We start from the raw sequence: 5000 nt of genomic DNA, 5'->3' as shown, positions 1-5000 counted from the left end.
GGCGAACCTCAAATGAGGTTCGCCCTATGAGGCCGCCAACTGTGGGACAGCAGTGGCCACGGGGGCCGCTTTTTTCGAGGGTCCGGACGGCGCGCCTAGCGGCGTTCCATCTGGATTTCCTTGACCACGATGTCACCGTCGATGACCACCGGCTCGTCGTCCAGGAACAGGGAGCAGTCCCGCATCGGGATGTCCAGATGGCAGGCGGTGTCGTTGCTGCCGCCCAGCTCATTGTTGGGCCCGGTGGAGAACATCACGTTGCCGTAGAAGCTGCGCGGCTCCATGCCCATGCCGCCGGGGAACTCGCCCGGGGTCATGCGGTGCCATTTGGCGTCCGGGTTCATGCCCCAGCCCACGTGGCTCATGCCGTTGCCGCGCTCGTCGTTGAAGCTGTCCATGTAGGACTTCACCAGGTCCGCGTCGAGGCCACCGCGGATATCGGTGATCCAGCCCTTCTCGATGGTGTAGGTGATCGGGTCGCGCACGTACATGTTCTGCGGCAGCAGCACGTCGCCCGGGGCCACCACGATCTGGCCATCCACGCCGTCGTCGTCGCCGCCGGTGAACACAAAACCGGAGGGCCAGTGGTCCCAGCGGCCGGGCTCATCGGTGCAGGCGTATTCCATGATGGTCGGGTAGGTGTTGAGCTTGTAGGTCACGTCGGTGCCGTGGGGCGAGGTGATGCGCATCACCTTGGCCTTGGCCAGCAGCTCACCGGCGATTTCCACCTTCTCGCGCAGCTCCTTGGAAGGCAGCATCCGCGCCAGCAGCTCCGGCGGTTCCACGGCGGTGAGCACGCGGGTGCCGGCGGCCTGGATCGCCATCTGCTCCGGGGAGAACAGCAGGAACATGCAGTCGATCAGCATGTCCGCCTGCTTGAGCGCTTCCACCGCGTCCGGCAGCGCCGCCAGGCCGGTCTGGCCCACCACCCAGCCGCCCATGGGCGGCGGCGCCGGCAGGCGCATGTGGTACATGCGCGCACCGAGCTTCTGGCCGGCGGCCATGAAGGCGTCGGCATAGTCCAGTCGTTCGTTGCCCTGGGTCAGGACAACCACTTTCTCGCCCTCATGGACGCCGGACATCTTGAGCTGGTGCAGGCAGATATCCGCGAAGCTGATGGGATCCATGATCTTTCTCCCGGAGTCGTCGTTATGGGGATAACATTGCCTCCGAGCATAAATTATAATTTCGTATAATTACAAGGCCGATAATCAGCACACCGACGAATCACCGGAGGCTTATTCCAGGGGCGCGGTCAGCCCGGCGGTGAGAAACAGGACCAGCTGGCGCAGCATCTCGTTGCGGCCCGGTTCACCGATCTGCCCGTCGGTGAGGTCGTTGAGCCGGCCCAGGTCGTTGAGCATGAACATATAGGTGCCCACCAGGAACGCCATGCGCACGCTGATCACCTCCCGGGGGATGCCGGGCAGCGCCTCGGAGAGTGCCTGGATATAACGGCGCAGGGAATCGTCGTACACCTCCCGGCGCAGGCGCAGGGCGTACTCCGCCGGCTCCGCGTGCAGGCGCGCCTGCAGACGCACGAAGGCGGCGCCGCCGGGGCCGCTGTATTTCATGTCCCACTGAGGCTTGAGGTAGGCGTGGATCAGTTGTGGCACGGTGGGGCGCCCGTCGTCGGCCAGCAGCGCATCCAGCCGTTCATGGCGGCCCCGGGAGATGACGCCGCCGTGGCGCCGGTAGACCGCATCGAACAGCTCGTCCTTGGTGCCGAAGTAATAGCGGATCATGTTCTGGTTCACGCCCGCCGCCCGGGCGATGTCGCGCACCTTGGTGCCGGCGAAGCCGTGCTCGGCGAAGGCCAGCTCCGCCTGATCCAGGATCACCTCGCGCACCGCCTGGTCGTCCTTGGGCCGCCCCGGTCCGCGTCGCTTGCCCGATGCCTTCGCTTCCACCATGGCGGTGGTCACCTCCGCTGTTCGCCGCCCGGGCGCCAGTGAAACCGCCCCGAGGCGGAAATAAAACCGCCCGGGGCGCAAATAAAAAAGGCGCCGCGAGGGCGCCTTTCCTGTCTGGCGGAGAGGGTGGGATTTGAACCCACGGAGGACGCAAATCCTCGGCGGTTTTCAAGACCGCTGCATTCAACCACTCTGCCACCTCTCCGGTCGGCGCACATCATACCTGAGACGCTCCGCCAGTCAACGCCCCCACGTCAACAAACCTGTCCTAACTGCGTGATTCAACGGGAAAATCTTGATTTTGGCGCGCACGTCCCTATTATCCGGGTAATGCCCTTCAAGCAGTGAGTCCGATTATGAGTAACCACCCGAATCCCTACGCCTCGCCGGTCCGCGGCGGCGGTGTCCAGGTCACCGGCGAACGCGCCGCCCAGGTGCTGAAGAACACCTACATGCTGCTCGGCCTGAGCCTGATGGCCGCCACCGGCGCCGCTCTGTTCGCCATGTCCGCCGGCGTGGGCTACATCAACCCGTTCCTGACCATCGGCGTCTACTTCGTGCTGCTGATCGCCACCAACATGCTGCGCAACAGCGGCTGGGGCATCCTCGCCGTGTTCGGCCTGACCAGCTGGCTGGGCTTCACCACCGGGCCGCTGATCAACATGTACGCCCAGATCCAGGGCGGCATGGAAATCGTATCCCTGGCCCTGGGCGGCACCGCCACCATCTTCGTGGCCATGTCTGCCATCGCCCTGGTGACCCGCAAGGACTTCAGCTTCATGACCAACTTCATCATGGTCGGTGTGCTGGTGGCTTTCCTGGCTGGTCTGGCGGCCATGTTCTTCAATATCCCGGCCCTGGCCCTGGCGGTCTCCGCCGCCTTCGTGCTGCTGTCTTCCCTGCTGATTCTGTGGCAGACCAGCGCCATCATCCACGGCGGCGAAACCAACTACATCATGGCCACGGTCACCCTGTTCGTGTCCATCTACAACCTGTTCCTGTCCCTGCTGAACATTCTTACCGCGCTCAGCGGGAATGACTGAGTTCAGTCTTCTGGTGACCGCCGGGCCCCAGCGGCCCGGCGCCCTCACCGCCCTGCATACCGCCCGCGCTCTTCAGAATTCCCCCTACTCTCTCTACCGGCTGTTTTTCTACGGCGACGGCGTGCTGCTCGCCCATCGGCTGTTGAACACCGACGGCGGCGCCGACGAGACCGCCCGGGCCTGGCAGCAGTGGGTGCGCGACACCGCGCCGCCGGCCTCGGTGTGCGTGGGCGCCGCCCACAAGCGCGGCGTCACCGAGGCGACCCTGGCCGGGGGCTTTCAACTGGTGGGGCTCGGCGACTGGGTGGACGCCCTCAATCACGGCGGCCGGGTGGTGCATTTTGGCTGATTCCGTACTCTATCTGATCCAGGGCGTGCCCGGCCGCGACGGGCGCTGGCGGGAAAGCGTGGAAATGGCGCTCACCGGCGCCGCCTTCGCCCTGCCCACCCGGGTGTGGCTGGCCGCCGATACCGTGGCGGTGCTGGCCCGGCGGGCCGACGGCGACGAACTGCTGGCCGAGCTGACCGGCTTCGGCGTGACCTGCGTGGCCGACCGGGCCCATTATCGGGACGGGGCACCGGCCTCGATCCAGTGGCTGGAGCGGGCCGCCCTGGCCACCCTCCGTGATGACGCCGACCGCGTCATCGTGCTTTGACCCGGACGGAGCCGCTATGCTGCATCTGATTGCCTTCGAGACCCTGGACGCTCCGCTGGCGGAAGCCTGCCTGGCGCTCTATCGGGACGGCGACGTCTGCGTGTTCGCCGACGGCGGCGGGCTGGTGGCGGCGGCCTTTCCCCTGCGCGGCCCCGGCTATGTGCTGGAAGGCGCCGCCCCGGCGCGACCGCCCGCCGCCCTGGAGACCATCGATCACGACCGCTTCGTGGCGCTGATGGCGGAACACGGACCGGTCACCAGCTGGTACCCTTGAATCATGACTGAACATGCCTTTGCCCCCTATGTCCGCACCCTGGGACGCGGCAAGCGCGCCCGCCGCAGCCTGACCCGCGAAGAAGCCGCCGAGGCCATGGGCCTGATCCTGGACGGCCGGGCCACCGACGCCCAGGTGGGCGCCTTCCTGATGCTACTGCGCGTCAAGGAGGAAACCCCGGAGGAGCTGGCCGGTTTTCTCGACGCCTGCCGGCCCCGCTGCGCGGAACGCCTGGCGGCCCTGCCGCCGGTGGACGTGGACTGGCCGGGCTACGCCGGCAAGAAAAAACACCATCCCTGGTACCTGGCCGCCGCGCGGCTGCTGGCCGGCCACGGCGTGCGCATCCTGCTGCACGGCGGCCCGGCCCATACGCCGCACCGGCGCTACAGCGACGACATGCTCGCCGAGCTGGGCTTCGCGCTGCCCGGCTCGGTGGCCGAGGCCGGCGCGCAGCTGGAACGGGACGGGCTCACCTATCTGGGTCTGGATCACTTCTGCGCCCCCCTGGCCGATCTGCTGATGCTGCGCTTCGAGCTGGGTCTGCGTTCGCCGATCAATACCCTGGCTCGCAGCCTCAATCCCGCCGGCGCGCCGCTGAGCATGCAGAGCGTGTTCCATCCCGCCTACCTGGAATTGCATCTGGGCGCCGCCCGTCTGTGCGGCGACCGTCATCTGCTGTTGTTCAAGGGCGAAGGCGGCGAGCCGGAGATCCGCCCGGACGCGCGCACCGCCCTGACCGGCCTGCGCCACGGAGAGCCGGCGGAGGCGGTGCTGGACGCCGCCCTGCCCCGCCAGGCGCCGCCGGGGGAGGTATCTCCCACCCATGTGCGCGCGGTGTGGCGCGGCGAGACCGGCGACGATTACGGCGTGGCGGCGATTCGCGGCACCGTGGCCACGGTGCTGTGGGGGCTGGAGAAGGTGGCGTCCCTGGAAGAGGGCCTGAAAGCCGCCGACGCCCTCTGGGAAGCCCGCGACCGCCAGGCATTCTAAAGACGGCGTACGTCTGGAAAAACGCTGTAGGAGCGGCTTTAGCCGCGATCAGAGGCGAGCGCCAGCTTCATCGCGACTGAAGTCGCTCCTTGTGTCTCTCCGCAGGGAGATGATTAGCTACCAT

General features: G+C 67.0%; 7 protein-coding genes and 1 tRNA gene. 5 read left to right on the top strand and 3 right to left on the bottom strand.

Translation table 11 applies throughout. The features are described 5' to 3' along the window. Positions 1–95 precede the first annotated feature (95 nt). From IM760_RS18665 to IM760_RS18655, 3 genes are all read right to left on the bottom strand, one after another. Positions 96–1127 carry a 2,5-dihydroxypyridine 5,6-dioxygenase NicX family protein gene (locus IM760_RS18665; RefSeq protein ID WP_204431735.1) on the bottom strand — a complete coding sequence of 344 codons (1032 nt, stop codon included), beginning with the start codon at positions 1125–1127 and terminating at the stop codon, positions 96–98. A gap of 111 nt (positions 1128–1238) precedes the next feature. Then, the gene (locus tag IM760_RS18660) at positions 1239–1925 is read right to left on the bottom strand and encodes a TetR family transcriptional regulator (protein WP_204431734.1); all 687 of its coding nucleotides are present in this window, start codon (positions 1923–1925) and stop codon (positions 1239–1241) included. Positions 1926–2028: 103 nt separating this feature from the next. Further along, positions 2029–2118 (bottom strand) — tRNA-Ser (locus tag IM760_RS18655). Between the two features lie 151 nt (positions 2119–2269). Between IM760_RS18655 and IM760_RS18650 the strand changes: the two genes are divergently transcribed. The 5 genes from IM760_RS18650 to IM760_RS18630 are packed head-to-tail and all read left to right on the top strand — an operon-like array spanning position 2270 to position 4876. Continuing rightward, the gene (locus IM760_RS18650) at positions 2270–2956 is read left to right on the top strand and encodes a Bax inhibitor-1/YccA family protein (protein WP_204431733.1); all 687 of its coding nucleotides are present in this window, start codon (positions 2270–2272) and stop codon (positions 2954–2956) included. After that, positions 2949–3305 (top strand): DsrE/DsrF/TusD sulfur relay family protein, encoded by a 357-nt coding sequence (locus IM760_RS18645; RefSeq protein WP_204431732.1) that lies wholly within the window; start codon positions 2949–2951, stop codon positions 3303–3305. Before IM760_RS18650 ends, IM760_RS18645 begins: the two co-directional genes overlap by 8 nt. Further along, entirely contained in the window at positions 3298–3612 is a 315-nt protein-coding gene (locus IM760_RS18640; RefSeq protein WP_204431731.1) for a DsrE family protein, read from the top strand. Before IM760_RS18645 ends, IM760_RS18640 begins: the two co-directional genes overlap by 8 nt. 16 nt (positions 3613–3628) lie before the next feature. Further along, positions 3629–3886, top strand: coding sequence for a hypothetical protein (locus IM760_RS18635; protein WP_204431730.1), 258 nt, complete (start codon positions 3629–3631; stop codon positions 3884–3886). 3 nt (positions 3887–3889) lie between these two features. After that, on the top strand, positions 3890–4876 hold the full coding sequence (locus tag IM760_RS18630; RefSeq protein ID WP_204431729.1) for a glycosyl transferase family protein: 987 nt from the start codon (positions 3890–3892) through the stop codon (positions 4874–4876). Positions 4877–5000: the final 124 nt, after the last annotated feature.

Origin of the sequence: Alloalcanivorax marinus, from assembly GCF_016906305.1 — a bacterium.
Classification (GTDB): Bacteria; Pseudomonadota; Gammaproteobacteria; order Pseudomonadales; family Alcanivoracaceae; genus Alloalcanivorax; species Alloalcanivorax marinus.
Note: the sequence above shows the minus strand (reverse complement) of the source record. Positions and strands in the feature narration are given on the sequence as shown.

Bases quoted from the DNA above. Each gene is read 5' to 3' on its own strand.
- IM760_RS18665 (WP_204431735.1), bottom strand. From the start codon at position 1,127: ATGGATCCCATCAGCTTCGCGGATATCTGCCTGCACCAGCTCAAGATG.
- IM760_RS18650 (WP_204431733.1), top strand. From the start codon at position 2,270: ATGAGTAACCACCCGAATCCCTACGCCTCGCCGGTCCGCGGCGGCGGT.
- IM760_RS18645 (WP_204431732.1), top strand. From the start codon at position 2,949: ATGACTGAGTTCAGTCTTCTGGTGACCGCCGGGCCCCAGCGGCCCGGC.
- IM760_RS18635 (WP_204431730.1), top strand. From the start codon at position 3,629: ATGCTGCATCTGATTGCCTTCGAGACCCTGGACGCTCCGCTGGCGGAA.
- IM760_RS18630 (WP_204431729.1), top strand. From the start codon at position 3,890: ATGACTGAACATGCCTTTGCCCCCTATGTCCGCACCCTGGGACGCGGC.